The following is a 24,883-nucleotide window of genomic DNA, read 5'->3' on the forward strand; positions in this document are numbered from 1 at the left end:
ATCCATAAGGTGCGAACCGCACTCGGTCGGTCACAAGCCGCTCCCCGACTAGAATTGACCACATGTCGAACGTTCTTGAGAACCTCCCCGTCGGTGAGCGCGTCGGGATCGCCTTCTCCGGAGGTCTCGACACCTCCTGTGCAGTGGCGTGGATGCGCGATGCCGGAGCTGTCCCCTTTACCTACACCGGCGACCTCGGCCAGTACGACGAGGACGACATTGCGTCGATCCCCGCTCGCGCGCTCGAGTACGGCGCCGAGAAGTCGCGCCTGATCGACTGCAAGCCGCTCATGGTCGAGGAGGGTCTCTCGGCCCTCGCGACGGGCGCCTTCCACATCCGCTCGGCCGGACGCACCTACTTCAACACGACCCCGATCGGCCGCGCCGTCACCGGCACGCTGCTGGTGCGCGCGATGCGCGAGGACGGCGTCGACATCTGGGGCGACGGATCCACGTACAAGGGCAACGACATCGAGCGGTTCTACCGCTACGGCCTGCTCGCCAACCCCCGCCTGCGCATCTACAAGCCGTGGCTCGACGCCAAGTTCGTCAGCCAGCTCGGCGGCCGCCAGGGCATGAGCGAGTGGCTCGTCGAGCACGGCTACCCGTACCGCGACTCGGCCGAGAAGGCCTACTCGACCGACGCCAACATCTGGGGCGCCACGCACGAGGCGAAGACCCTCGAGGAGCTCAACGTCTCGCTCGAGACCGTCGAGCCGATCATGGGCGTCAAGTTCTGGGATCCGTCGGTGGAGATCGCGACGGAAGACGTCACCGTCACGTTCGACGCGGGCCGCCCGGTCGCGATCAACGGCACCGAGTACGCCGACGCCGTGCAGCTCGTCCTCAAGGCGAACGAGATCGGTGGCCGCCACGGCCTCGGCATGAGCGACCAGATCGAGAACCGCATCATCGAGGCGAAGAGCCGCGGCATCTACGAGGCCCCGGGCATGGCGCTGCTGTTCATCGCCTACGAGCGCCTCGCCAACGCGATCCTCAACGAGGACACGCTCGCGACCTACCACGAGCAGGGCCGCCGCCTCGGTCGCCTCATGTACGAGGGCCGCTGGCTCGAGCCGCAGTCGCTCATGCTGCGCGAGTCGATCCAGAAGTGGGTCGGCACCGAGATCACGGGCACCGTGACGATCCGCCTGCGCCGCGGCGAGGACTACTCGATCCTCGACACAGCCGGCCCCTCGCTGTCGTACGCCGGAGAGAAGCTGTCGATGGAGCGCGTCGAGGACGCCGCCTTCGGCCCCGGCGACCGCATCGGTCAGCTCACCATGCGCAACCTCGACATTGCGGATAGCCGCGCACGCCTCGAGAACTACGTCTCGCGCGGCCTCATCGGCGGCACGACGGCAGAGCTCATCGGCCAGCTCGAGCAGGGCGAGGCGAAGCAGATCGCCAAGAGCGTCACGCCGATCGACAACGAGACGCTCGACAGCGTCAGCGAGTCGGCCGCGTTCGACACCGGCACCGACTGATCCTGCATGGCGATGGCCCCGGAACCTCCTGGTTCCGGGGCCATCGCCATGCCCGCCGAAAGTACAAGCTTTCCCCGAACGCACATGAAATAACGTAGGCGTTCGGCAAAAACGTAGGCACTCGCGCCGCGATCTGCGATGCTCATCTCACACCCACAAGGTGTCTGACGAGGAGGTCATGATGAGAATCGCGGTACCCACCGAGGTCAAGAACAACGAGGAACGCGTCGCACTCACCCCGAGCGGCGCGGACGCGCTCGTCCGCGACGGGCACGAGGTGCTCGTGCAGGCGGGCGCGGGTTCCGGATCCCGAATCGCCGACGCCGACTACGCGGCGGCGGGCGCGCGAATCGTCGGCTCCGCGTCCGAGGCCTGGAACGGCGCCGACCTCGTGCTGAAGGTGAAGGAGCCCGTCGCGAGCGAGTACAGCTTCCTCCGCGACGACCTCACGCTCTTCGCGTACCTGCACCTCGCCGCCGACCGCCCGCTCACCGACGCGCTCGTCGCCGCCGGCACCACCGCCATCGCGTACGAGACGGTGCAGCGCGCCGACGGATCCCTGCCCCTGCTCACCCCGATGAGCCAGATCGCGGGGCGGTTGTCGGTCTCGGTCGGCGCCTACCACCTCATGCACTCGCAGGGCGGCCGCGGCACCCTGCTGGGCGGCGTCCCCGGGGTTCCGCGCGCGAGCGTCGTCGTGATCGGCGGCGGCGTCGCGGGCGAGAACGCCGCGGCGAACGCCCTCGGCCTCGGCGCGCAGGTCACGGTCTTCGACGTCGACACCCACCGCCTCGGCGAGCTCGAGGCACGCTACGGCAACGGTCTCTCGACCCGGGTCTCGACGCCGCTCGCGATCGCCGACGCGGTCGCGTCCGCGGATCTCGTGATCGGATCCGTGCTGATCCCCGGATCCGCCGCCCCGAAGCTCGTCACCGACGAGATGGTGCGCGGGATGCGCGCTGGATCCGTGCTCGTCGATATCGCGATCGACCAGGGCGGGTGCTTCGAGGGATCCCGCCCGACGACGCACGACGACCCGACGTTCCGGGTGCACGACTCGCTCTTCTACTGCGTCGCCAACATGCCCGGCGCGGTGCCGGAGACGGCGACGCGGGCGCTGACGAACGCGACTCTGCCGTACGTGCGGCGCCTCGCGGCGGACCAGTGGGATCGTCCACTGACGGACGGCGTCAACGTGCGCGGCGGTGAGATCGTGCTGCCGGCGCTGCGGTAGCCCGCGCTGGCCCCTTCCGGATGTCGCCCGCCTGTGTCATGATCGCTTCGTCCGGGACAACCGGTCCCGGCAATCATCGGGAGGGGTCATCATGGGATTCAAGCAGGCGCCGTACATCATGCTTGACGGCCGCGCGACGGAGGCGCTCGCCTTCTACCAGAACATTCTCGGCGGCGAGACGACCATCACTCACTACCGCGACCTGCCGATAGACGGCATGGGCGGCGACCCCGACTGGGTCATGCACGGGCAGCTCGAGGTCGGAGGCGGCGTCACGATCATGGTCGCCGATGGCGAGCAGCAACGGTCCGCCGACAACCCGAAGGTCGTCATCTGCCTCTACGGCGACGATCGCGACGAACTCGAGGGCTTCTTCCGCGGGCTCTCCGAAGGTGGATCCCGATCAATGCCCTTCGAGAAGGCGCCGTGGGGATCCTGGTTCGGCGAGGTCATCGACCCGTTCGGCGTGACCTGGATGCTCGAGGGCGGCGGCGACGAGCAGGGCTGAGCGGAGCTACACCTTCAGCTTCGCCTTCTTCGCCTGCTCGCGGTTGCGCTCGTTGCGGAAGAGCTCGCGGGCGAGGTCGGGATCCAGCCGCCCCTCGGCGAGCATGCGAATCGGGCAGCGCTTACAGCGCGGCTTCGACTTGCAGCACTTCTTCTTCGGGCCCTTTTTCTTGGCCTTCTTTTTGTCGGATCCCATTCGATCAGCGTAGGCGCGGCGCCTTAACCGGCGTCGTGCTGTGCCTCGATATCGTCTGCGAGCTCGTCGACGAGCAGGGTGTTGTGGTCGATGCTGCCGTTGCGATAGGCCTGGCGGGCGACCATGTGCGCCGAGATCGGCGCCGTCGCGAGCTGGATCACGACGATCGGGATCAGGAAGGCGACGGCCGGCCACGTGTGCAGCGCAACCGCGACGCCGAGCGCGATGAGGATGACGCCGAGTACCTGAGGCTTCGTGGCGGCGTGGAGGCGGGCGGGCACGTCGCTGAAGCGCAGCAGCCCGATAGAGGCGGTGAGGCTCAGGATCGACCCGAGCAGCACCAGCACGAGGGCGATGGTGTCGGTCATCGCTCGTCCTCCCTGAGCTTGGCGCGGTCGCGGCGGGCCACGAAGCGGGCGACCGCGACGGTGCCGAGGATGCCGGTCGCCGAGATCATGAGCATGATCGGCAGCGTGTACATGTGCTTGTTGATCACGGCCTCGGCGCCGAGGATGCAGAGCACCTCGCTCAGCAGCACGTCGCTCGCGATGGCGCGGTCGAGGATCGACGGGCCCTTGATCATGCGGATGATCGCGAGCAGCGCGGCGGCCGCGAAGACCACCGCGATCGCGGCGATGAGAACGGAGTTGACGGTCACAGGCCCTCCTCCAATCGGCGCTCGGTGAAGAGCGGCGCGTCGCTCATGACGAGGCGCAGCTGTTCGCGGGATCCGACGGCGCGCACGATGAGCTTCTCCCATCCGAGCGCGTCGCGGCGGAACTTCTCGACGTCCTCGGCCGAGGTCACGCCGAGCACGTGCATGAACAGCACCCGGTTGGTGCGGTCGGACTCGATCACGGTGCTACCAGGAACGAGAGACAGCGCCACGGCGACGTGCGTCATGATGAGATCGTCGTCGATGCGCAGGGGGCTGCGGATGATCGCCGTCGGCGTGGGCCTCGGCGTCAGCGCCTGCCACGCCACCTGCAGCGCTCCGGCAACGAGGTGCCCGGCGAAGGTCACGACCGCGACGGCGAGCCACCAGATGTTGACGCGGCCGCTGAGCTCCGCCGCCGGCAGCCGGAAGACGTTCGTCACGACGACGGCGACGATGACGCCCGTCAACGCGGCGAGCAACGTGAACTGCCCCCACAGCAGCATCCAGAGCAGGACGAGCCAGATGAAGAAGGGCAGCTGCACCCACAGCCGCTTGACCTGTGCGCGTGGTGTCGTCATGTCGTCTGCTCCACGTCGACGAGTTCTACGAGCGAGATGGGCTGCAGGAGGGCCTCGCCGATACGCTCGCACACCTCGTAGAGCGGCCCGGCGAACACCGTCAGCGCGACCGTGACGGCGACCATGCCGAGCGTCGCGCCCGTCATGACCTTCGGGATCACGCGGCGCTCGCGCTGCTCGTCGGCCGCCGGCGCGCTCGACAGGTAGCTGAAGCGGGCCTCGGCCTCGAGGTCTGCGGCCTCCTCGCCCCCGCGCCAGAACGCGAGGTTCCACGCGCGCATGAGCGCGTAGAGCGTCAGCAGCGACGTCAGGATGCCGGCGCCGATCGCGACCCACATCACCGCGGTGCCGACGTCGGCGGCCGCCTCGAAGAGGGCGAACTTGCCGATGAAGCCCGAGAACGGCGGGATGCCGCCGAGGTTGAGCGCCGGGATGAAGTACAGCACCGCGATGAGGGGCGCCGCCTTGAGCAGGCCCTTGACGCGCACGATCGAGGTGGAGCCCGCGAAGCGCTCGATGAGCCCCACCGCGAGGAACAGCGTCGTCTGCACGACGATGTGGTGCACGACGTAGTAGGCCGTCGCGCCGATGGCCTCGGCCGTGCCGATCGAGATGCCGAAGATCAGGTAGCCGACGTGGCTCACGAGCGTAAACGACAGGATCCGCTTGAGCTCGGCCTGCGCGATCGCGCCGAGGATGCCGATAACCATCGTCGCGATCGCGACGATCGCGAGCACGAGGTTGAGGTCGCTACCCGCGAAGAGCTGCGTCTCGGTGCGGATGATCGCGTAGACGCCGACCTTCGTCAGCAGGCCCGCGAAGACGGCCGTGACGGGGGCCGGGGCCGTCGGGTAGGAGTCGGGAAGCCAGAACGACAGCGGGAAGACGGCCGCCTTGACGGCGAAGCCGACGAGCAGCATGACGTGCAGCATCATCTGCACATTGGGCGCGATCTCGTCCATGCGCTCGGCGATCTGCGCCATGTTGACGGTGCCGAGCGAGGCGTAGATCACGGCGATCGCCGAGAGGAAGACGATGCTCGATACGAGCGAGACGACGATGTATACCGTGCCGGTGCGGATGCGGGATTCGGTGGATCCGAGAGTGATCAAGACGTACGAGGCGACCAGCAGGATCTCGAAACCCACGTACAGATTAAAGAGGTCGCCCGCGATGAACGAGTTGAAGATACCGGCCGACAGGATCAGGTATGACGGGTGGAAGATCGAGATCGGCGTCTCGGAGTCGCCATCCGCGGCACCCTGCCCGACCGAGAACAACAGCACCGCGAGGAGAACGACGCTCGAGACCGCAACGAGCATCGCGGCGAGCCGGTCGACGTAGAGCACGATGCCGAACGGCAGCGGCCAGCCGCCCACCGAGACGGCGAGGGGCGTGCCCGAGTCGACGGTCACGAGCATGACAGCGGCGAGAATGAAGGTCGCCGAGAGCGTCACGACCGAGACGAGAACCTGCGCGCGGCTTCGGTGCCCGAGCAGCAGGGTCAGCGCCGCGCCCGCGAGCGGGAGGATGACGAAGAGGGGGACGAGCAGGCTCACGGGGTCGGCTCCTCGCCACGGTTGAGGTCGTACGCGGCGGTGATCGGCTCCACCAGTCCGTCGGTGAAGTCGGTGGTCTCCTCGTCGCCCGTCTCGGCCGACTCCTCCTCGACGTCGAGTGCGTCCTCCGTCTCCTCCGCGCGGACGCGCAGCGAGACGTCTTCCTCGTCATCGAAGACCGTGTCGGCCTCGCCGAGCTGCCACGAGCGATAGATGAGCGCGAGCAGGAAGGCGCTCACGGCGAAGGTGATGACGATGGCCGTCAGCATGAGCGCCTGCGGCAGCGGGTCGCTCGCGCCCGCGGCACCGTAGAACGGCGAGACGCCGGGGAAGCCCATCGAGATGAGCAGCAGCAGGTTCGTCGCGTTGCCGAGCAGTAGGAAGCCGATGAGCACGCGCGTCAGGCTGCGCTCGAGCATCGCGTAGACGCCGGCGGCGTACAGCACCGCCATGACGATGACGAGAGTCGCGGATACGGTCACGAGCGCGCTCCTTCCGTCGCGTGGCCCTCGCTGATCTGGCGGTCGACCTCGGATCCGAGCGCGCGCAGCACGTCGAGCACGAGGCCGATCACGACCAGGTAGACACCGATGTCGAAGAACGTCGACGAGACGAACTCGATGTGGCCGATGACCGGGATCTCGGCCTCCCACACCGCGCGCGTCAGCGGGTTGAGGCCCGCGAGCATGGGGGCCGCGGCCGTCGCGACCGCGAGCAACAGGCCGAAGCCCAGCAGCCGACCGGCGTCGGTCGGGGCGGCGATACCCAGTTCATAGCGGCCGCCCGCGACGTATCGCATCACGAGGGCGAGGCCCGCAACGAGGCCGCCCGCGAAGCCACCGCCCGGCAGGTTGTGGCCCGCGAAGAGCAGGTAGATCGAAATCACGATGATCGTGTGGAACAAGATCCGCACGATGACCTCGAGAATCATCGAGCGCGTCTCCGACGCGAGAGTCGTGCCGCCGACGAGCCAGGCGCGGCGCCCGCTACGGTGGTTGCCCTGCTCGAGCCGCAGCCCCTCGGGCGTCTCGACGAGCGGCCGGTGGCGCACGCCGCGCCGCGCGCGCTTCGGGATGTGCTTCTTGATCTTCTCGCGCGCGGCCACGAGCCGGTCGGCGCGCGCCGTGACGAACACGAGCGAGGCGACGCCGGTCGCGGCGAGCACGAGCACGCTGAGCTCGCCCATGGTGTCCCAGCCGCGCAGGTCGACGAGGGCGACGTTGACGACGTTCTTGCCGTGGCCGATCTGGTAGGCGAGCTCGGCCCACTCGGTCGAGATCGGCTCGTGGATCCGCGCGCCCGCGGCCGCGACCGCGACGACCGCCATGGTCGCGCCGACCGCGATGCCGGTGACGGCGCGCAGGATCGGGTGACCGGATCCGTTATGGCTGCCCATGCGCGAGGGGATGCGGCGCAGCACGAGCGTGAAGGCCACGAGCGTGACCGACTCGACGAGCACCTGCGTCACCGCGAGGTCGGGGGCGCCGAGGAAGGCGAAGAAGATGACCATGCCGAGGCCCGTGACGCCGACGAGCACGACGCCGGTGTAGCGCTTGCGGGCGCGCACCGCGACGATTCCGGCGATCATCATGAGCGCCGCCGCGATCGGCTGCACCGGGTGCTGCCACGCGTCGAGCGAGAACGACCACTCGCCACCCGAGAAGAAGACGGCCGCCTCGGCGCCGACGAGCACGACGAAGATCGTGCCGACGTAGATCGGCAGGGATCCGGTCTGGGTGACGCCCGTGACGAAGACCGCGAGGCGGTCGATCGCGCGGGTGACGACGTAGTAGACGTCGGAGGCGTGGAAGGGCAGCAGCTTCGGCTTGCGGTCCCAGCCCGTGCGGATCGACAGCCAGAAGACGAGCACGCCGAGGCCGATCGCGAGGGCCGACATCCCGAGGGCGGGCTCGAGGCCGTGCCAGAGCGCCAGGTGATAGTGCCCCTCGCCCGCGAGGTCGGCGTACGGCTCGAGCAGCGTGCCGAGGAACGGCGCCGCGAAGCCGCCCGCGAGCGTCGCCGCCGCGAGCGCGATCGGGCTGAACATGAAGCCGATAGGCGGATCCGGCCAGGCGGTGTCGTCGCAGAAGCCGCCGTCGGCGTTCTTCTTCCGCGCGAAGGCGCCCCACACGAAGCGGATCGCATATGCCGTCGTGAGCATACTTCCGATGACGATGCCGACGAGCGCGACCAGCGCCCACGCGGATCCGCCGATCGCCTCGTCGAGGAGGCTCGTGAGAGCGGCCTCCTTCGCGACGAAGCCGAAGAGCGGCGGCACGCCCGCCATCGACGCGGCGACGATGATCGAGACGACCATGAGCGTCGGCGCCTGGCGACCGACGCCGCTGAGCTTGTCGATGTCTCGGGTACCGAGCTGGCGGTCGATGATGCCGACGATGAGGAAGAGCGCGGCCTTGAACATCGCGTGCGCGACGACGAGCGCGATGCCGGCGAGGGCGGTGTCGCGGGCGCCGTAGCCGACGACGACCGAGATGAAGCCCAGCTGGCTGACGGTGCCGTAGGCGAGCACGCGCTTGAGGTCGACCTCGCGCAGCGCCTGCAGGCCGCCGAGCAGCATCGTGAAGATGCCGAGGGTCACGAGGATCGGGCGCCAGGGGCCCGCCTCGGCGAAGGCCGGGGCGAAGCGCGCGAGCAGGTAGATGCCCGCCTTCACCATCGCGGCCGCGTGCAGGTACGCGCTCACGGGCGTCGGCGCCGCCATGGCGCCGGGAAGCCAGAAGTGGAATGGGAAGATGGCCGACTTGCTGAGCGCGCCGACGAGCAGGCACACGAGCGCGGCGTCGACGAGCGGCCCCGTCGGGGCGGCCGCGAGGATCGCGTCGATGCTCGTCGTGTCGGCGACGACCGTGAGGATCACAGCGCCGACGAACATCACGAGGCCGCCGAGCGTCGTCGTGAGGAGCGCCTGCAGCGCCGCACGACGCGAGGCCGCGCGGGAGTACGTGTGGCCGATCAGAAGATACGAGAGCACGCTCGTGATCTCCCAGAACATCACGAGCACGATGAGGTCGTCGGTGAGGACGAGGCCGTACATCGCGCCGGCGAAGCCCATCAGCACGCCGGCGAAGCGCCCGACGCCCTCTTTGGATCCGCGGAAGTAGTTGCGGCAGTAGATCATCACGAGCGCGCCGACGGCGGTGACGATAAGCGTCATGACCCAGCCGAGCGTGTCCATGCGCATCGAGACCTCGACGCCGAGCGGCCGGATCCAGCTATATGCCTCGAACGGAATGTCTCCGTCTAAGACCCGGGGCCCGAGCACGAGGGCGTGAATCATGCCGGCGATCGGCACGAGCGCCGCGGCGTAGAAGACGCGCGCCCCCAGGATCCGCGTAAGCGGCACGAGCACGACACTGGCGATCCCGAAGACGACAAGGATCGCGATCATCAGTGAGGACTCCTCGTCGTCGTGCGTCGGGCGGCGGGTTTTGTCTAGTTTATCGGGAAGTGAGTACTACCTCGGCGCTAATGTCAAGATGTGCGCCTCGTCATTGCTCAGTGCTCCGTTGACTATTCGGGGCGACTCAACGCTCATCTGCCCCTCGCGACCCGCGTGCTCATGCACAAGGGTGACGGATCCCTGCTGATCCATTCGGACGGCGGCAGCTACAAGCCCCTCAACTGGATGAGCCCGCCGTGCCGGCTCGACCAGATCGAGGTCGACGACGAGCTCGCGAGCGCCGGCGTCATCGAGGCGTGGAAGGTCACGCACCAGAAGACGGGCGACACCCTCACGGTGCGGATCCACGAGATCATCCACGACACGACCCACGAGCTTGGCGTCGATCCCGGCCTTATTAAGGACGGCGTGGAGGCCGACCTCCAGCGCCTCCTCGCCGAGCAGGTCGACCTCGTCGCCGAGGGATCCAGCCTCGTGCGCCGCGAGTACCCGACCGCGATCGGCCCGGTCGACCTCATGATCCGCGACGCCGACGGCGTGCCCATCGCGGTCGAGATCAAGCGCCGCGGCGAGATCGACGGCGTCGAGCAGCTGACGCGCTACCTCGACCTACTGGGCCGGGATCCGCTCCTCACGGGGATCCGCGGCGTGTTCGCCGCCCAGGAGATCAAGCCGCAGGCGCGCGTGCTCGCGGAAGACCGCGGGATCCGGTGCCTCGTGCTCGACTACGAGCGCATGAAGGGCATCGACTCGGGCGTCCCCACCCTGTTCTGACCGGAGGCCCCTCCCCCGGGCTCGGCTAGCATGGGGGCCATGGGGAGTTCGCGTTTTTCGTGTGTGCTGTGGGATGTTGACGGAACGATCGCGGATGCCTCTGCCGGCATCCTGCCGCGCATCGAGATCGTTCTCGGCGAACTCGGGAAGCCGTCGATCCCCGCGGACCAGGTCAATCGCTGGATCGGCCCGCCGATGCTCGAGTCGTTCCAGGAGCTCGCCGGCCTCTCCGAGGACGAGGCGGTGGTCGCCGTCGCGCGCTACCGCGGCCTCGCGGGCGAGCAGGGCTACGCCAACTCCGTGCGCCTCTACGACGGCGTCGTCGACGTGATCCGCGAGGTGCACGCCGCGGGCGTGCCGCAGACCACCGCGAGCACGAAGCCCAGCAACCAGATCGAGGCGATCTTCGAGCACTTCGACCTCACCGACCTCTTCGTCGCGGTGCACGGTGCCACGCCGACGCCCGGCGTCAACGACACGAAGGCCGACGTGCTCGGCCGCGCCCTCGACGACATGCGCGCCCGCGGCGTCGACGTCTCACGCCCCGTCCTGATCGGCGACCGCCACCACGACATCGACGGAGCCCGCGGCTTCGACGTGCCCGTTATCTTCGCCCGCTGGGGCTTCGGATCGCCCGAGGAGGAGGCGGGGTCGATCCTCGCCCTCGACCGCCCGGCCGATCTTCGCGACGTCCTGCTGGGGTAAGCGATGCTCGAGACCACGACCGAGCTGGTCGCCGAATGGGGCGTACCGGCGCTGATCGCGCTCGGATCCATCGCCGTCGTCGTCATCCTCCTCGTCGTCGTCGTGCGCATCGCGCGCCGCGGCAAGCGCGCCCGGATCCGTGCGGAGCGCGCGCTCGCTGACCTCGGCGCGCTCGTCGTGCGTCTCGACGACGCGACGGAGGAGCTGGAGCTCGAGATCGGCATGTCGAGCGCGCTCTACGATGGCCGGCCGCCGGCCTCGCTCCGCCGCGCGCGCCTCACGGCGCAGCACACGCGCGACGACGCCTTCGCCGCCTATAGCGCCGTGACCGCCGAGGGCAATCTGCCACCGCACCAGGTCGCCGAGTCGAGGCGACTGACGATCGCGGTACAGAAGGCGCTCGACGTCATCACGAAGGCCCGCGCCGAGAACGAAGCGTGGCTCGCGAAGAACACCACCGCGGCCGAGCAGGTCGAGGTCGCCCGCCAGCGCCTCGACGAGATCTCCGAGCGCATGGGCGACCCCTCGGCGCTGCGCGAGGAGCTCGCCCGCATCGCCGACGAGAGCGAGTGGGAGGACGCCGCCGACGCCGACACCGCCGCCCGCGATGCCCTCGCCGAGGCGTGCGAGCACCTCCGCGCCGCGGAAGAGAAGGCAGCGGATCCGGCGCTCTCGGCGCGCGACGACCTCACGGCGTGCGAGAAGGCGCTCGCGCGGGCGGAGAACGCCTCGCAGCTCCTCGAGGAGACGCACCGCCTCGTGCAGCACGCGACCCTCGCGGTCGGCGACGAGCAGCTCGGCGCCGCCGCCGCGATCCGCGCGGCCGCCGGCACGCAGCTGGCGGCGGATCCGGCGCACGCGCCGAAGCTCGCCGAGGCGATCCGCGTTTCGTCGGCCGCGCTCGACTCGGCGATGCAGATCGCGGAGCGCCGCCCCGTCGCGGCGAACGAGCGCATCGCTCGCCTGCGCGACCAGCTCGACATCGCCCTCGCCGACTCGCGCACGCAGCAGCAGCAGCTGCGCGGGGCGCGAAGCGCGCTCCCCGGATCCCTCGCCGCCGCGCGCAGCGCCCTCGCCCGCGCGGAGGCAGTCGTCACGGGCGCCGAGATCGACGCGCGGGTGCGGCTCGACAGCGCGCGGCGCGAGCTCGCGTTCGCCCGCCAGGCGCAGGATCCGATCGAGGCGCTCGACGCCTCCCGCCGCGCGAGGCGCGACGCGGAAGAGGCGACGACGCTCGCGAAGGACCGCAAGCGCCGCCGTTGACCGCATACAGAAAGGCCCCGCATCTCTAGGAGGTGCGAGGCCCGGGTCTGAAAGTCTCAGATAGCGACGATGTTCTCGGCCTGGAGGCCCTTGTCGCCCTGCGTCACGTCGAACTCCACGCGCTGGTTTTCCTCCAGCGAGCGGTAACCGTCCATCTTGATTGCACTGAAGTGCGCGAAGACGTCCTGGCCGCCCTCGTCGGGGGAGATGAAGCCGAAGCCCTTCTCAGCGTTGAACCACTTCACGGTGCCCTGCGTGCTCATGTACTGCCATTCCTTTTGGAGCGAATGCCGTCACAATTTCGTGCCGACGTGCCCAACGCTAGCTCACGAAACCTGCTTTACAACAGGGTTTAGCGAAGATTTACCCGCCGGAAAAAGAAACAGCCCTCACCGTTGGGGGGAAACAGTGAGGGCCGGACGACCGAGAGAGGACGTCTCATTCCAGGATACATGGCCGCATCCGCGCCGTCTCGGACACGCCCAATCTCCGAAGCGGCGCGGGGCCACGCGGGTCAGACGGTGACGACGACCTTACCCCTCACGTGGCCGCCGCGGAGCACCGCGATGGCCTCGTCGATGCCCTCGAGTGGGAAAACCTGCTGAATCGGGACGATGAGCGATCCCGCCGCGATCGCGTCCGCGATCCGCGCAAGCGCGCCCGGATCAGCGTCGGATCCGCCAGTCGCGACCGCACCTCCCGGGGGCGTCGGGCCCGCGGCGATGGTCGCGATGCGCTCCGGGGCGACGCCGAGCTCAAGCGCCGCCTCGACGGTCGCGGTGCCCTGCAGGTCGATCGCGGCGTCGACGCGGGGCGCGAGCTCGCGGATCCGGTCGGCGAGCCCCTCGCCGTAGGTGGTGGGGATCGCGCCGAGATCGCGCAGGAAGTCGTGGTTCGCGGGCGAGGCGGTCGCGATGACGGTCGCGCCGGCCGCGACGGCGAGCTGCACGACGAACACACCGACGCCGCCCGCGGCCCCGCCGACGAGGAGGGTGAGGGCTGTGTTGGGTGCGGTTGCGTCGGGTGCGGGTGCGGCGCCGGGTGCGGTCACGCCGACTGCCGCGAGGGTCGCGGCCGCGGTGCGGCCCGCGATCGCGAGAGTCGAGGCGACCTCGTCGGAAACCGCATCGGGGGTGCGCACGAGGGTGTCGGATCCGACCCGCACGATCACGTGCTCGGCGAGCGCGCGGCCGCGTGCCCCTCCGAAGACCCGATCGCCGACCGCGAAGTCATCGACCCCGTCGCCGACCTCGTCGATCACGCCGGCGAAGTCGTTTCCGAAGCCGGAGGGGGCCGTCACGCCGAAGTATCCCGCGACCTCGGGCGAGGCCGCGACCTTCCAATCGACGGGATTGAGTCCGGCGGCACGCACGCGCACCCGCACCTCCCCCGGCCCCGCGTGAGGTTCGTCGCGCTCCACGATCTCGAGCTCGATGGGATCACCAATGACCTGTTGCTGCACGAATCTGCTCATGCGATCACTATCGCCGGGCGGCCCCCAATTCATTCCGCGATGACCGAGCGTGACGCCCGTGCGCCCCACGCGGGCGCCACGAGTCTCGGAGAAATCACGAAACTCGGAGCCTTCCGCCCAGAATCCCCGAGTCTGGTGATTCCTCCGACTCCCGTGCGCGCAAAGCGTCGCACAGCGCACCACCCCGCGCCACGAACCTCGGAGAAATCACGAGACTCGGAGCCTTCCGCCCAGGATCCCCGAGTCTGGTGATTCTTCCGACTCCCGTGCGCGCGCAGCGCCGCACACCGGGCCCCGCGGGGTCGCCCCCGCGATAGAGACAACGAGAAATCCCCCTGGAAGCGGCAACAGCCGCGACCAGGGGGACCCGATTTCGAGTGCGCAAGGGGGGACTTGAACCCCCACGTCCGTAAGGACACTGGCACCTGAAGCCAGCGCGTCTACCGATTCCGCCACTTGCGCGTGTGAAGTTTTTGCCGGGTGATACCCAACCTCGTCAGCATAGCATGGCGCCACGGCCCACCGCGAAAGCGTGTCGCCCGCGCGTGGTTTCTGTGGAATCATCCTGAGGTTGGATTCGGGATGTCAGGGCCTCCAAGTACCATGACGCTATCCGCCCGTCCGACCCCAAGGAGCACTGTGGGATTGCTTGACAGCTTCGAAAGGGGCCTCGAGCGCGCCGTAAACGGCGCTTTCGCGAAGACCTTCCGTAGCGGCGTCCAGCCTGTGGAGATCGTCGCGGCGCTTCGTCGCGAGATGGATACGTCGGCCCAGGTCATCGGCCGCGACCGCATTCTGGCGCCGAATTCGTACGAGGTTCTGCTGAGCCCCGCCGACGCCGAGCGGCTGTCGGGCCTGGGGGCGGCGCTTCGCCAGGAGTTGCACGCGAAGGCTCAGGAGCACGGCACATCGCAGGGCTACACCTTTTCGGGCCCGCTGACGGTCTCGCTCCGCACGTCGGACGATGTACAGGCGGGCACCCTTCAAGTGACCTCCTCGGCGGTGCAGGGCGACGTCGTCTGGCAGGCGGCGCTCGATATTGACGGCCGCCGCTATCCCGTGACGCGTGCGCGCACCGTCATCGGCCGCGGATCCGACACCGACATCCCCCTCGCCGACGCCGGCACGAGCCGCCGCCACGTCGAGGTGCTGTGGGACGGCAAGCGCGGCATGGTTCACGATCTCGGATCCACGAACGGGTCCCGGCTCGACGGCCAGATGGTGTCGAAGGCGCTTCTCGCCGACGGTCAGACGATCACGATCGGCCGGACGAATATTGTGTTCCGTGTGCTCGCGTCTCACGCGGGCCGCCAGGTGCTGGCCGGCCAGCAGAACGCCACGCAGATTATTGACGACTTCCAGAGGGGGCAGCGATGAGCGAGCTGACTCTGTTCGTTCTGCAGTACGGCTTCTTGCTGTTGCTGTGGGTGTTCGTCTTCGTGCTGATCTTCGCGCTCCGCGCCGACGTGTTCGGCGGCCGCGTGCGCAAGCTCGAGCATCCGCCGCAGGTCGCAGCGTCCGCGGCCCCGCGCCCCGTCGCGGTCGATACGCCTCCCCCGGCGCCCGCCTCGCAACAGGCGACGGCCGCGTCGGCGAACCGCATCGTCATCACGGCGGGCCCCCGCGCGGGCCTCGAGATTCCCCTCGGTTCGGATCCGCTGACGATCGGCCGCTCGGCCGAGTCGGGCCTCGTGATCCGCGACGACTACACGTCGAGCCATCATGCGCGCCTCGTGCGATACGCGGATCAGTGGATGATTCAGGATCTCGATTCGACGAACGGCACCTTCCACGACGGCGCGAAGGTCACGCCGAATTCCCCGGTCGCGGTGCGAATCGGCGCCCCGATTACGGTCGGCCAGACGACCTTTGAGTTGCGAGGATAACCCCGGGAATGGTCTTCCAGGGCTCCAGCGCCGCGATCAGCCACACGGGTCGCGTGCGTTCCAACAACCAGGATTCGGGCTATTCGGGCTCGAACCTGTTTGTCGTCGCGGACGGCATGGGCGGTCACGCCGGCGGTGACGTCGCCTCGGCGATCGCGATCGACCGGCTCCAGCACCTCGACCACCACTACGACACGACGGCCGAGGCCGAGGTCGCCCTGCGCACGACGATAACGTCGACGGCGCAGGATCTCATCGAGGCGGCGCAGGAGCGCCCGCAGCTCGCGGGGCTCGGCACGACCGTGAGCGGCATCATCATGGTCGATGAGTACGCCGTCATCGGCCACATCGGCGATAGCCGCATCTACCTCTTCCGTGACGGCGCCCTGACGCAGATCACGACCGACCACACCTTCGTTCAGCGCCTCGTCGAGACGGGCCGCATCACGCCGGAGGAGGCGCGCTACCACCCGCGCCGCTCGGTGCTCATGCGCGTGCTCGGCGACATGGACGCGAACCCCGAGGTCGACACCTTCATCATGCCGACGCGCCCCGGCGACCGTTGGCTGCTGTGCTCCGACGGCCTCTCCGGTGTCGTCGACGAGTCGCACGTCGCGAAGGTCTTCGGCCGGCACATGCCCCCGGCGCGCACGGCCGACGCCCTGCTCAAGCAGGCGCTCGACGGTGGCGCCCCAGACAACGTGACCCTCGTCATCGTCGACGTGGGCGGCCAGCACCCCCTGTACACCGGCACCCCGACGATCGTCGGATCCGCGTCGAACCCTAACGGCGTCGGCATCGCCGCGTCGCGGTCGCTCCTGCCTACCGGCTGGCTGCACCCGCAGCGCGCCGCGGCGAACGAGCCGAGCCACTTCGAGCCCGACACCGAGTACCTCGAGGAGCTGATCGAGGAGGACAAGCGCCGCGCGCGCCGTCGCCGCATCGTCGGCTTCACCGCGATCGTGCTGCTCATCGCGGCGATCTTCGGCGCGGGCTGGGCATTCTACGACTGGACGCAGACGCGTTACTACGTCGGTACCGACGACGACAGCGTGGTGATCTATCAGGGGATCCACCAGTCGATCGGGCCGATCTCGTTCTCAACGGTGTACGAAGACACGGAAATTCCGCTGGTCGATGTGCCGAACGCCTGGCTGCTCCAGGCTCAGGACACGATTCCGGCGGCGTCGCTCGAGCAGGCGCAGCAGATTGTCGCAAATCTGCGCGCCCTCGTGCCCGACGATGGAGGTGACAAGTGACAGACGTTGAGGCCCCCGACCGGGGCGTAAAGCGCGCGCTCCGGCGCATGCGCAAGCCGCAGCAGCTCCGCAACCGCGAGCTCGTGCTGCTGATTTTCGCCATGGCGCTAACCCTCGGGGCGTTCGTCCTCGTGCAGTTCGGCGCGATCGGCGAGCTCGACACGAAGGTGCTCGGGGTCGTCGGCATTATGTGCGTCCTCGCGTTCGCGTTGCATATCGTGTTGCGGATCCGCGCGTCGCAGGCCGACCCGTTCCTCGTGCCCGTCGCGCTCATGCTCACGGGTATCGGCACGGCGATGATTTATCGCCTCGACCTCGCGTACGTCGCCCACTGGAACGTGGGCACGTCGAACGCGGGCGAGCACCAGATGCTGTACGCGGCGCTGTCGATCGCGCTCTGCATCGGCCTCGTCTGGTCGCTCGCGAACTACCGCGTGCTGTTCAAGTACACCTACATCTTCGGTTTCCTCGGCATCATCCTGCTGGCGTTGCCGTTCATCCCGTTCCTCAACGGCGGCGGTAACGCGGTCGTCTGGATCAGCATCTTCGGCTTCAACTTCCAGCCCGGCGAGATCGCGAAGATCTGCCTCGCGATCTTCTTCGCGGGCTACCTCGTGCGCACGCGCGAGTCGCTGACGTCGACCGGCAAGCGGGTGCTCGGCTTCACGTTCCCCCGGGCGCGCGAGTTCGGCCCGCTGCTCGTGATCTGGCTCATCTCGATGGCGATCATCGTGCTGCAGCGCGACCTGGGCACCGGAATCCTCATCTTCGGCATGTTCGTCGCGATGCTCTACGTCGCGACGGGCAAGACCGGATGGGTGCTGATCGGTGTCTTCCTCGCCGGCGCCGGCGCGGTCGCGGCGACGTTCGTCATGCCGTACGTGCACGGGCGCTTCGAGCAGTGGCTCCATGCGCTTGACGACGACCTTTACAACGCCAGCGCGAACGCCAGCTTCCAGCTCGTGAACGGCCTTTTCGGGATGGCGCACGGCGGCATGTTCGGAACGGGCCTCGGCCAGGGCCGCCCCGACATCACGCCCGTCGCCGGAAGCGACTACATCATCCCGAGCCTCGGCGAGGAGCTGGGCCTCGTGGGCGTCTTCGCGATCCTCGCGCTCTACCTGATCTTCGCGAGCCGCGGCGCCCACGTGGGCGTCGCCGGCCAGGACGACTTCGGCAAGCTGCTCTCGGTCGGCCTGAGCTTCACGATCGCCCTCCAGGTGTTCATCATGGTCGGCGGCGTGACCCGCGTCATCCCGCTCACGGGCCTCACGACCCCCTTCCTCGCGGCGGGTGGATCCTCTCTTCTCGCGAACTGGCTGATCGTCGCAATCCTGTTGCGCGTCAGCGACGCGGTTCGCCGGCAACCCCGGGCGGTGATCGGTTAATGACCAAGGAAATCCGTCGACTGAGCTTCATCGTCATCTGCATGTTCCTGGCGCTGTTCGTCTCGACGAGCGTCATCCAGGTCGTGCAGGCGCAGGCCCTCACGGGCGATGAGCGCAACAAGCGCACCCTGTACGACTCGTACGACGTGCGCCGCGGACCCATCATCGCGGGCGGCGAGCAGATCGCTCGTTCGACCGCGACGAACGACACGTACCGCTACCAGCGCGTGTACGACGACTCCGAGATCTGGGCCGGCATCACCGGCTGGTTCAACCCCGCGCTCAACTCGGCCACGGGCATCGAGCAGTCGATGACGCAGGAGCTCTCGGGCCTCGCACCCACCAGCTTCCTCGCGCGCCTGAACCAGATCGTGACCGGCAAGGAGGCCCGCGGATCCTCGATCGAGCTGACGCTCGACCCGGACATCCAGCGGGTCGCATACGAGGCGCTGACCTCGCAGGGGTACGACGGCGCGGTCGTCGTCTCGGATCCCAAGACGGGCCGGATCCTGGCCCTCGTCTCGACGCCGGGTTACGACGCGAACGCGGTCGCCTCCCACGACGGCACGGCGGCGAACGCGGCCGCCAACGAATATGCGGCAGCCGAGGGCGACCCGCTGCGCAACAAGGCGATCGACCAGCTCTACCAGCCTGGATCCACGTTCAAGCTCGTCGTCGCGGCGGCGGCCCTCGCGTCCGGCGATTACACGATGGACAGCACGTTCGACAACACCGCGACGTATACGCCGAAGGGCACGACGCGCGAGATCGGCAACGCACCGTACGGCACGTGCGGCGGCAGCTCGTCCGACAAGGTCACGCTGGCGGACGCCATCAAGTACAGCTGCAACGTGCCGATGGCGCAGCTCGCGATCGCGCTCGGTGACGACGCGATCCGCGAGCAGGCCGAGAAGTTCGGCTTCAACTCGTCGTTCGATCTGCCGCTATCGACCACGGCGTCGACGATCGGCACCGACCTCGACGCGGGCCAGACGGCCCGCCTCGGCTTCGGCCAGAACCAGATCACGGCGACGCCGCTGCAGGTGAACATGTACACCGCGGCGATCGCCAACGGCGGCGTCGAGATGAACCCGCTGCTCGTCGACCAGGTCGTCGGCGACGACCTCTCGGTGCAGAAGAAGTTCGAGCCGAGCGAGTACGGCACGCCGATCGATGCGGATGTCGCCAAAGACGTTACCGAGATGATGGTGTCATCCGTCGCGGGCGGCGCGGCGTCAAATGCAAGAATAGAAGGCGTTGACGTTGCCGGTAAGACGGGCACGGCGGAGAACGGCGAAGGTGACCCATACACGCTATGGTTCACGGGGTTCGCTCCCGCAGACGATCCTGAGGTCGCGGTCACCGTGATGGTGGCCGATGGCGGCGGGCAGGGTCAATCAGGAGATGGAAATTCGATCGCGGCTCCCATCGCGAAGAAGGTCATGGAGGCGGTGCTCGCACAATGAGGCCAACCCAGGGTGTGACGTTCGGCGGACGCTACGAGCTGAGTTCGCGCATCGCGATCGGCGGAATGGGCGAGGTGTGGGAAGCCACTGACCACGTCATCGGCCGCACCGTCGCGATCAAGATCCTTAAAGACGAGTACATGGGGGATCCCGGCTTCCTCGAGCGCTTCCGCGCCGAGGCCCGGCACGCTGCCCTCGTCAACCATGAGGGCATCGCGAGCGTCTTCGACTACGGCGAGGAAAACGGATCCGCGTACCTCGTGATGGAGCTCGTGCCCGGCGAGGCGCTGTCGACGCGCCTCGAGCGCGACCACGCGCTGCCGGCCGACACCGTCCTCGACTACATCTCGCAGACCGCGTCGGCGCTGCAGGCGGCCCACGCCGCGGGCCTCGTACACCGCGACATCAAGCCGGGCAACCTGCTGATCACGCCCGACGGCCGCGTGAAGATCACCGACTTCGGTATCGCCCGCATCGCCGACCAGGTGCCGCTGACGGCTACCGGCCAGGTCATGGGCACCGTGCAGTACCTGTCGCCCGAGCAGGCGTCGGGTCACCCGGCGAGCCCGGCGACCGACATCTACTCGCTCGGCATCGTCGCGTACGAATGCCTCGCGGGCCGTCGCCCCTTCACGGGCGAGTCGCAGGTCGCTATCGCGATGGCGCAGATCAACGACGCGCCGCCGCCCCTGTCGGAGCGCCTGCCGGCCCCCGTGCGCCAGCTCGTGATGTCGATGATCGCGAAGAAGCCCGACGAGCGCCCCGCCTCGGCGGCCGCCGTCTCGCGCGCGTGCAACGCCCTGCGCCGCGGCGACATCAACGCCGCGATCGCGGCCGCGCCCATGCTCGCGAACGCGGGCGGCGTGGCGGCCGATGAGGTCACCCAGCTGCTGGGCGCCGCGGGCGGCGCGACGCAGATGATGCCGACGACGTCGCCGCTGCCGATGGGCGAGCAGGCCCCGAAGCCGAAGAAGAAGCGCAGCCCCTGGACGGGCCCGCTGATCGCGCTCATTATCCTGCTCGTCGTCGTGATCGCGGGCGCCGCCTACGGTGTCCTCTCCGGCCAGTTCGGCGGCAACGACGAGCCCGCGGCCGAGGATCCCACGCCGGCCGCGACCGAGTCGGAGGAGCCGACGCCCACGCCATCGGCAACGTCGATCCTCGTCGACATGCAGGCTCTCGGCCTCGAGGGCATGACCTGCGACGAGGCTTCACAGGCCCTGCACGACCAGGAAGCCAAGATCACGCTCAAGTGTGAGACGGGCGAGGCCGCCTCGACCGCGGACGACGTTGGCAAGATCTACAAGCTCGACTCGCGCGGCTTCGTCGAGGAGGGCACTGTCGTGACCGCCTCGGTGTACGACGAGCTCATCTCGATTCCCGCTCCGACCGACGCGCCGCAGTTCGACACCGACGAGCTCGTGCGCGGATCCACGGTGCAGCTGAGCTGGAACAACTCGTTCACGTGCCCCACCGGCACGGGCGACCTCGCGGGCTTCCGCGTGACGCTCACGGGTGCGACCCACACGGGCGACGACCCGACCGCGACCGAGCGCGTCTTCGGCGCCGACGGATACGTGACGCAGGTCGTCATCGACGAGGACGCGCAGCTCGTGAGCGCCTCGTACACCGCCATCTGCCGCAACGGCGACACCGAGCGCGACTCGGATTCGCCCGCCGTGATGACGCCGCAGGAGACGGTCGCCGCGCCGGAGCCCTCCGAGGAGCCGACGACCGAGCCGACCGAGACCCCGACCGAGGAGCCCACCGATTCGTCGAACTCGAGCGACAACGCGAACAGCGGCTCGAACAACGGCAACGGCAACGCCGGCACCGGAAACGCGGGCAACGGCAACGCGGGCCAGCCCTAACGGGAGCCGCGAGTGCCCCGGAGTCGCGGGGCGCTTCCGGTAGCATGATCTGTCCCGGGGGAGAGGCGACAACGTGACTGACGAGCCGACTCAGGCCGTGCAAACGCCAGAAGAGCGGATCCTGTCGGGCCGCTATCGCGTCGATTCGCTGATCGGTCGCGGCGGCATGGCGACGGTGCACCGCGGCTACGACCTCACGCTCGGCCGCACGGTCGCGATCAAGATCCTCGACCGCGAGCTTGCGCGTGACAACACGTTCCGCACCCGGTTCCGCCTCGAGGCGCAGGCTGCCAGCCGCATGGCGCACGCCTCGATCGTGCGCGTCTACGACGCGGGCGAGGATCTCGAGGACGATCCGGCGGGCGGCATCACGCACACGCCCTTCATCGTGATGGAGCTCGTTCGCGGGCGCCTGCTGCGCGAGATCGCGGCCGAGGCCCCGCTCTCGGCCGACGACGCGGCGCGCTACGTCGACGGGATCCTCGAGGCGCTCGAGTACTCGCACCGCGCGGGCGTCGTGCACCGCGACATCAAGCCCGGCAACGTTATGGTGACCGACGACGGCCAGGTCAAGGTCATGGACTTCGGCATCGCGCGCGCCGTGAGCGACACGTCGGCGACGGTCGCGGAGACCACGACGATCCTCGGCACCGCCGCGTACTTCTCGCCCGAGCAGGCGCAGGGCGAGCCCGTCGACGCGCGCGCGGACCTCTACTCGACCGGCGTGGTGCTCTACGAGCTCCTCACGGGCCGGCCGCCGTTCGTCGGCGACTCCCCCGTCTCGGTCGCCTACCAGCACGTGCGCGAGGCGCCCGTGCCGCCGACGAAGCGTTACCCCGAGGCGCCCGCACAGCTCGACCCGATCGTGATGCGCGCGCTCGCAAAGGATCCGGCGCAGCGCTACCCCGATGCGGCGACGTTCCGCGAGGCGCTCGACGCCGCGCTCGACGGGCGCACGATGTCGCGCCGGCAGATGACGAACCTCACCGACGAGCTCTACGGCGAGCACCGTCGCGCGCAGAACGAGATCGAGCACACCTTCGCCGAGCTCTCGAGCGATAACGGCGTGGCGCGCACGCAGTCGGGCCCGCCGACGGCGTGGGTGTGGGCGGCGATCGCGCTCATCATCGCGCTGGTCGCGGCCCTCGCCTTCTGGGTCATCGAATCGGATCCGCTCGACCTGCGGGCCGCCGACACCGTTGACGTCGTCGACGTGACCGGCTGGACGGCGTCGGCCGCCGAGCGCGAGCTCGCCGACGATGGGCTCGAGGTGAAGGTGTCGACGCAGCCGAGCGACAGCCTGCCGGAGGGCACCGTCATCGAAACACGACCGGCTCCCGGCACCTCGCTCGAACTCGGCACGCACGTCGACATCCTCGTCTCGGACGGTCCGCTCATGGCGGCGATCCCGTCAATCATCGGCGGCACCGAAGACGCGGCGCGGAAGGCGCTCGACGGCCACGACGGCCTGCAGCTCGGCCGCATCATGCCGACGAACGACCCCGACGCGCAGGCCGGCACGGTGCTCTCCGCCGAGGTCAACGGCGACAAGGTCGCCGAGGGCGACGAGGTGCTCGAGGGCTCCCGCGTCGACCTCACGGTCGCGACCGGCCGCGTCACGATCAACGACCTCACCGATATGCCCTACGAGTTTGCGAAGAAGTCGTTCGAGGATCTCGGGCTGACGGTTGAGCAGACGGTCGACGACGGCTGCGAGGCGGGCGACCCCCTCATCGTCGAAACGCAGAACCCCGCGGCGGGCGATGTCGACATCCACTCGACCGTGACGCTGCGGGTGTGCGCGCCGGCGGCCGAGGCAAACGAGTCGGGGACATCAGATGGGGCCGAAGGCTAAGACGTCTCGATAACAACGAGCGGATCGCTCGTCGGCGCGCCTGACTCCGACCCGCCCGTTTTCTCTACCGTCACCGCGAAGATATCGCCTTCCTGCATCTCGACGTCGATCAGCGCCGTGGGGTGAGCGCCATCGTGGTCAACGAGACCGGCGGATACCGGGCCCTCTGCGCGGACGAACCACATCTCGTACTGCTCGTCGTCTGCGAGGTCGGGAAGATCTTCGGCAGTCATGACAGCCTGCCCCAAGCTTTCCGACCAGTGCAGCGTCATCTCGCCGCCGCTCGGCAGATCGGCGCTGGCCGAGGCTGCGTCGGTGGCACTTTCGATCTCGTCAAGCGCGACTACAGCGCCCGGACGCATGAACTGGGTCGCAACAGCGTAGAAGCCACCGCCGATGACTGCAAGCCCCGCCACGGCGGCCGCGAGCACGAACCACGGGCGACGACGCCGGCTCCGAGCAGGAGGCTCGTCGTTGATAGCGTCAAGGAGCTGTGCGCGGATCCGCGCCGGCGGATCTACAGCCGGGACCGTCTCCGCGAATGCAGCCGCGGCCAGCCGCGCCTCAAGAAGCTGTTCGGCGCGCCGAGGATCGCGGGCGGCCTCGAGCTCGAGCAGGCGTCGTTCATCATCGCTCAGTGCGCCCACGGAATCCGCAGCCGCGAGCTCCTCGAATTCTTCATCCGTCATCATCCCGCCACCCCCATCGTCTTCCGCAGGCGAGCAATTCCATCACGCATTCGCGTCTTGACCGTGCCGAGTGGCGTGCTCAGCGTCGTCGCGATCTCGCTTTGGCTGTAGCCGTCGAAGTAGGCCATTGACAGGACCTCACGCTGAGCGTCGGGTAGCAGGTCGAGGGCCGCCCGTGCGCGTTCACCCTCCACGCGCACCTCGGCGTCCTCCGCCACGGCGTCGAAGGGAACCTCAAGATCCCGACGTCCCGTTCGCACATCGCGATCGGCGCTCGCCTGCGCGGACTTCACGCGGTCGATGGCCCGCCGGTGAGCGATCATGAAGACCCATGCCTGCCCCCGACCTCGCGTCGCGGTGAAACGGTCGGCCTTCTCCCAGATCTCGAGGAACACCTCCTGCAACACCTCCTCGCTCTGCGCTCGATCGATCACGATCCTCATCACGAGTCCGAAGACTCGCGACGAGAACTGGTCGTAGAGCGCAGCAAAAGCGCCCTTGTCCCGTATCGCGATCCGTCTCAGCAGCTCGTCGACGGCGTCGCCGCCATCGGCCCGTGCATCAGGCGCGGCCTCGCTGCTTTCGGTCATAGAGATCAGCATGCCCTATTCCT

24 protein-coding genes and 1 tRNA gene are annotated in these 24,883 nt (G+C 68.6%); 13 read left to right on the forward strand and 12 right to left on the reverse strand.

What is annotated here, in order from left to right; genetic code table 11:
• The first annotated feature begins 62 nt into the window (after positions 1-62).
• The 3 genes from argG (at position 63) to DTO57_RS07215 (ending at position 3,229) form a co-directional block, all read left to right on the forward strand.
• A complete protein-coding gene (gene argG, locus DTO57_RS07205) occupies positions 63-1,487 on the forward strand; it encodes an argininosuccinate synthase (protein WP_114117548.1) in 1,425 nt (474 codons plus the stop codon).
• A 181-nt stretch (positions 1,488-1,668) separates the two neighbouring features.
• Positions 1,669-2,721 carry an alanine dehydrogenase gene (gene ald / locus DTO57_RS07210; protein ID WP_114117859.1) on the forward strand — a complete coding sequence of 351 codons (1,053 nt, stop codon included), beginning with the start codon at positions 1,669-1,671 and terminating at the stop codon, positions 2,719-2,721.
• 91 nt (positions 2,722-2,812) lie between these two features.
• Complete coding sequence (locus DTO57_RS07215; protein ID WP_114117549.1) at positions 2,813-3,229, forward strand: VOC family protein; 417 nt, start codon at positions 2,813-2,815, stop codon at positions 3,227-3,229.
• A 6-nt stretch (positions 3,230-3,235) separates the two neighbouring features.
• Here the strand turns inward: DTO57_RS07215 and DTO57_RS07220 are convergent, their stop codons facing one another.
• From DTO57_RS07220 to DTO57_RS07250, 7 genes are read right to left on the reverse strand one after another with little or no spacing between them, the layout of a single operon-like run.
• On the reverse strand, positions 3,236-3,424 hold the full coding sequence (locus tag DTO57_RS07220) for a hypothetical protein (protein WP_114117550.1): 189 nt from the start codon (positions 3,422-3,424) through the stop codon (positions 3,236-3,238).
• Between the two features lie 23 nt (positions 3,425-3,447).
• Positions 3,448-3,792, reverse strand: coding sequence for a monovalent cation/H(+) antiporter subunit G (mnhG, locus tag DTO57_RS07225; protein ID WP_114117551.1), 345 nt, complete (start codon positions 3,790-3,792; stop codon positions 3,448-3,450).
• On the reverse strand, positions 3,789-4,082 hold the full coding sequence (locus DTO57_RS07230; protein WP_229730465.1) for an MrpF/PhaF family protein: 294 nt from the start codon (positions 4,080-4,082) through the stop codon (positions 3,789-3,791). The genes mnhG and DTO57_RS07230 overlap by 4 nt, the downstream gene beginning before the upstream one ends.
• Positions 4,079-4,660: a Na+/H+ antiporter subunit E gene (locus DTO57_RS07235; RefSeq protein ID WP_114117553.1), complete on the reverse strand. Its 582-nt coding sequence runs from the start codon at positions 4,658-4,660 to the stop codon at positions 4,079-4,081. Before DTO57_RS07235 ends, DTO57_RS07230 begins: the two co-directional genes overlap by 4 nt.
• Complete coding sequence (locus tag DTO57_RS07240; RefSeq protein WP_114117554.1) at positions 4,657-6,219, reverse strand: Na+/H+ antiporter subunit D; 1,563 nt, start codon at positions 6,217-6,219, stop codon at positions 4,657-4,659. The genes DTO57_RS07235 and DTO57_RS07240 overlap by 4 nt, the downstream gene beginning before the upstream one ends.
• Positions 6,216-6,701: a Na(+)/H(+) antiporter subunit C gene (locus DTO57_RS07245; protein WP_114117555.1), complete on the reverse strand. Its 486-nt coding sequence runs from the start codon at positions 6,699-6,701 to the stop codon at positions 6,216-6,218. The genes DTO57_RS07240 and DTO57_RS07245 overlap by 4 nt, the downstream gene beginning before the upstream one ends.
• On the reverse strand, positions 6,698-9,628 hold the full coding sequence (locus DTO57_RS07250; RefSeq protein WP_114117556.1) for a Na+/H+ antiporter subunit A: 2,931 nt from the start codon (positions 9,626-9,628) through the stop codon (positions 6,698-6,700). Before DTO57_RS07250 ends, DTO57_RS07245 begins: the two co-directional genes overlap by 4 nt.
• Positions 9,629-9,718: 90 nt before the next feature.
• Here DTO57_RS07250 and nucS point away from each other — a divergent pair, with 90 nt between their 5' ends.
• From nucS to DTO57_RS07265, 3 genes are read left to right on the forward strand one after another with little or no spacing between them, the layout of a single operon-like run.
• On the forward strand, positions 9,719-10,414 hold the full coding sequence (gene nucS / locus DTO57_RS07255; protein ID WP_114117557.1) for an endonuclease NucS: 696 nt from the start codon (positions 9,719-9,721) through the stop codon (positions 10,412-10,414).
• Positions 10,415-10,453: 39 nt separating this feature from the next.
• Positions 10,454-11,119, forward strand: a complete 666-nt coding sequence (locus DTO57_RS07260; protein ID WP_114117558.1) for an HAD hydrolase-like protein — start codon at positions 10,454-10,456, stop codon at positions 11,117-11,119.
• Between the two features lie 3 nt (positions 11,120-11,122).
• Positions 11,123-12,382 (forward strand): hypothetical protein, encoded by a 1,260-nt coding sequence (locus DTO57_RS07265; protein ID WP_114117559.1) that lies wholly within the window; start codon positions 11,123-11,125, stop codon positions 12,380-12,382.
• A 56-nt stretch (positions 12,383-12,438) separates the two neighbouring features.
• Here DTO57_RS07265 and cspE read toward each other — a convergent pair whose 3' ends face one another.
• The 3 genes from cspE to DTO57_RS07280 all read right to left on the reverse strand — a co-directional run bounded on the left by cspE (position 12,439) and on the right by DTO57_RS07280 (position 14,318).
• Positions 12,439-12,645, reverse strand: coding sequence for a transcription antiterminator/RNA stability regulator CspE (cspE, locus tag DTO57_RS07270; protein ID WP_114117560.1), 207 nt, complete (start codon positions 12,643-12,645; stop codon positions 12,439-12,441).
• 251 nt (positions 12,646-12,896) lie between these two features.
• Positions 12,897-13,856 (reverse strand): NADP-dependent oxidoreductase, encoded by a 960-nt coding sequence (locus tag DTO57_RS07275; protein ID WP_114117561.1) that lies wholly within the window; start codon positions 13,854-13,856, stop codon positions 12,897-12,899.
• A 378-nt stretch (positions 13,857-14,234) separates the two neighbouring features.
• Positions 14,235-14,318 (reverse strand) — tRNA-Leu (locus tag DTO57_RS07280).
• 177 nt (positions 14,319-14,495) lie between these two features.
• Here DTO57_RS07280 and DTO57_RS07285 point away from each other — a divergent pair.
• From DTO57_RS07285 to pknB, 7 genes are all read left to right on the forward strand, one after another.
• On the forward strand, positions 14,496-15,233 hold the full coding sequence (locus DTO57_RS07285) for an FHA domain-containing protein (protein WP_114117562.1): 738 nt from the start codon (positions 14,496-14,498) through the stop codon (positions 15,231-15,233).
• The gene (locus DTO57_RS07290; protein WP_114117563.1) at positions 15,230-15,742 is read left to right on the forward strand and encodes an FHA domain-containing protein FhaB/FipA; all 513 of its coding nucleotides are present in this window, start codon (positions 15,230-15,232) and stop codon (positions 15,740-15,742) included. The genes DTO57_RS07285 and DTO57_RS07290 overlap by 4 nt, the downstream gene beginning before the upstream one ends.
• Positions 15,743-15,750: 8 nt before the next feature.
• On the forward strand, positions 15,751-17,001 hold the full coding sequence (locus DTO57_RS07295; protein WP_114117564.1) for a PP2C family protein-serine/threonine phosphatase: 1,251 nt from the start codon (positions 15,751-15,753) through the stop codon (positions 16,999-17,001).
• A complete protein-coding gene (locus DTO57_RS07300; protein ID WP_373285656.1) occupies positions 16,998-18,389 on the forward strand; it encodes an FtsW/RodA/SpoVE family cell cycle protein in 1,392 nt (463 codons plus the stop codon). Before DTO57_RS07295 ends, DTO57_RS07300 begins: the two co-directional genes overlap by 4 nt.
• A complete protein-coding gene (locus DTO57_RS07305) occupies positions 18,389-19,855 on the forward strand; it encodes a peptidoglycan D,D-transpeptidase FtsI family protein (protein ID WP_114117565.1) in 1,467 nt (488 codons plus the stop codon). Before DTO57_RS07300 ends, DTO57_RS07305 begins: the two co-directional genes overlap by 1 nt.
• Entirely contained in the window at positions 19,852-21,726 is a 1,875-nt protein-coding gene (locus tag DTO57_RS07310; protein WP_114117566.1) for a protein kinase domain-containing protein, read from the forward strand. Before DTO57_RS07305 ends, DTO57_RS07310 begins: the two co-directional genes overlap by 4 nt.
• Positions 21,727-21,799: 73 nt before the next feature.
• Positions 21,800-23,581 (forward strand): Stk1 family PASTA domain-containing Ser/Thr kinase, encoded by a 1,782-nt coding sequence (gene pknB / locus DTO57_RS07315; protein WP_268235366.1) that lies wholly within the window; start codon positions 21,800-21,802, stop codon positions 23,579-23,581.
• Here pknB and DTO57_RS07320 read toward each other — a convergent pair.
• Positions 23,578-24,273, reverse strand: coding sequence for an anti-sigma factor (locus DTO57_RS07320; protein ID WP_114117567.1), 696 nt, complete (start codon positions 24,271-24,273; stop codon positions 23,578-23,580). The two genes, pknB and DTO57_RS07320, sit on opposite strands and share 4 nt — an antisense overlap.
• A complete protein-coding gene (sigK, locus tag DTO57_RS07325) occupies positions 24,270-24,860 on the reverse strand; it encodes an ECF RNA polymerase sigma factor SigK (RefSeq protein ID WP_229730467.1) in 591 nt (196 codons plus the stop codon). Before sigK ends, DTO57_RS07320 begins: the two co-directional genes overlap by 4 nt.
• Positions 24,861-24,883: the final 23 nt, after the last annotated feature.

Source organism: Microbacterium sorbitolivorans (assembly GCF_003327285.1).
GTDB classification, from domain to species: domain Bacteria; phylum Actinomycetota; class Actinomycetes; order Actinomycetales; family Microbacteriaceae; genus Microbacterium; species Microbacterium sorbitolivorans.